This window comes from Protofrankia sp. CiP1_Cm_nod2 (assembly GCF_920664355.1).
Classification (GTDB): Bacteria; Actinomycetota; Actinomycetes; order Frankiales; family Frankiaceae; genus Protofrankia.
Genome location: NZ_CAKKTL010000324.1, coordinates 2,999 through 5,321, shown reverse-complemented (window position 1 = coordinate 5,321; position 2,323 = coordinate 2,999). Strand labels below are relative to the sequence as shown.

General features: G+C 77.4%; 1 protein-coding gene. It reads right to left on the bottom strand.

What is annotated here, in order from left to right; all coding sequences use genetic code 11:
* A partial coding sequence (locus NBW84_RS22660) for an acyltransferase domain-containing protein (RefSeq protein WP_250287249.1) occupies positions 1-2,323 on the bottom strand: 2,323 nt, incomplete at both ends.

Genomic DNA, 2,323 nt, shown 5'->3' with positions numbered 1-2,323 from the left:
AGCGTGCCGACGGACACCACCGCGGCGCCGGCCGGGTCGGCGGCGTGCACGCTCACCGTGCCCGTGCCGGTCGGCCGCACGCGGACCCGCAGCGCGGCCGCCCCGGTGGCGGCCAGCGAGACGTCCGTCCAGGCGAACGGCAGGAGCAGGGCGTCACCCTGGCCGGGCAGCAGGCCGACGACCGCGTGCAGGGCGGCGTCGAGCAGGGCCGGGTGCAGCCCGTAGCCGTCGGCCTCGGCGGCGTCCGCGGGCAGCCGGACCTCGGCGAGGACGTCGTCCCCGTGCCGCCAGGCGGCGTGCAGGCCGCGGAAGAGCGGGCCGTAGCCGTACCCGTCGTCGGCGAGCCGGTCGTAGAAGCCGTCGAGGCCGATGCCGACCGCGTCGGCCGGCGGCCACTGCCCGGCGAGGTCGTCCGGGGCCGGTGCCGGCGGCGCCTGGGTGAGCAGGCCGCTGGCGTGGCGGGTCCAGGGGATGTCCCGGGCGTCGTCCCAGGAGGCGCTGTCGCCGGGGTGGGCGTTTCCACCACCCGGGCTGCCAGCGCCTGGCCAGCCGTCGCCTGGTCGGGCGGGGTCCGGCCGTCCCGCGGCCGGGCGGGGGTCCTCCGGGCGGGAGTACAGCGTCACCGGCCGGATGCCGGGGTCGTCGCGTTCCGGCGGGCCCACCACGAGCTGGAAGCGGATGCCACCGCCGTCCGGGACCACCAGCGGGGCGTGCGACGTCAGCTCCCGCAGGTGGCCGTGGCCGACCAGGGCCCCGGCGTGCAGGGCGAGCTCGACGGCCGCCGCGCCCGGCAGCACCGTGGTGCCGGCGACGGTGTGGTCGGCCAGCCAGGGTGTGGTGGCCGTGGCCAGCCGCCCGGTGAGCAGCAGGCTGTCGTCACCGGCGACGGGCAGCGCCGCGTCGGCCAGCGGGTGCCCGGCGGCCAGGCCCGGTGCCGGGGCACCGGCGTGTGCCGGCGCGGTGATCCAGTAACGTTCCCGCTGGAACGGGTAGGTGGGCAGCTCGGTGACGCGGGCGTGCGGCCCGTACACGGCGGGCCAGTCCGGCGTGACGCCGTGCGCGTACAGCTCGGCGAGGGAGAGCAGCAGCCGGTCCCACCCGCCGTCGTCGCGGCGCAGCGTGCCGGTGACCAGGACGGGCCCCGCCGCCGCGTCCCACCCGCCGGCCGTCTTCCCGGCAGTGTTCCCGTCGCTGTGCCCAGCGGTGTCCTCGTCGCCGTGCCCAGCGGTGTCCTTGGTGGTGTGCCCGGGGACGCTGCCGGCGCCGGTGTTCGGCGCGGCGGCCGGGCCGTGTTCGGCGACGTCGTCGACGGTCTGCTGGATGCCGATGGTCAGGACGGGGTGCGGGCTGGACTCCAGGAAGGTGCGGTGGCCGTCGGCGAGCGCCGCGCGGACCGCGTCGTCGAGCCGGACCGGCTGGCGCAGGTTGCGGTACCAGTAGTCGCCGGTCAGCTCGGCCGGGTCGAGCCGCCCGCCGGTCACCGTCGAGTAGAAGGCGACGTCCGCGGGACGCGGTGTGATGCCCGCGAGCAGGCTCTCCACGTCGTCGCGGATGGCCTCGACCTGGGCGGAGTGGGAGGCGTAGTCGACCGGTATGCGCCGGGCGGAGACCCCGCGGGCCTGGTAGGTGGCGAGCAGCTGGTCGAGGACGGCCGGCCGCCCGGATACGACGGTGGCCGCCGGGCCGTTGACGGCCGCGATCGAGACGTCGCCCGGGCTCCCGCCGGCCGGATCGCCGAGCAGATCGGCCAGATCGGCCAGATCGGCCAGGTCAGCCAGGTCAGCCAGGTCGGCCTCGACGACGGCGGCGGGCAGCGGCACCGAGACCATCCCGCCCAGTCCGGCGATCTTCGTGATCGCCTGGGAGCGCAGCGCGACGATGCGGGCGGCGTCGTCCAGGGTGAGGGCGCCGGCGACGTGCGCCGCGGCGATCTCGGCCTGCGAGTGCCCGATGACCGCGTCGGGCCGGATGCCTAGCGACTCCCACAGCCGGGCCAGCGAGACGATCACCGCGAACAGCGCCGGCTGCACCACGTCCACCCGCTCGAAGGTGGGCGCGCCGTCCACCCCGCGCAGCACGTCCAGCAGCGACCAGTCGACGTACGGGGCGAGCGCGTCCGCGCAGGCCGCGACCGACGCCGCGAACACGGGAGAGGCCTCGAGCAGGGCCACGGCCATCCCCGGCCACTGGGAGCCCTGGCCGGGGAAGACGAAGACCGTCCCGCCCGGGTTCCCGGCGGTGGCTGCGGACACCACGCCCGGCGCCTGCTCGCCGGCGGCGAGAGCGCGCAGCCCGGCGAGCAGCGCCTCGCGGCCGGTGCCGG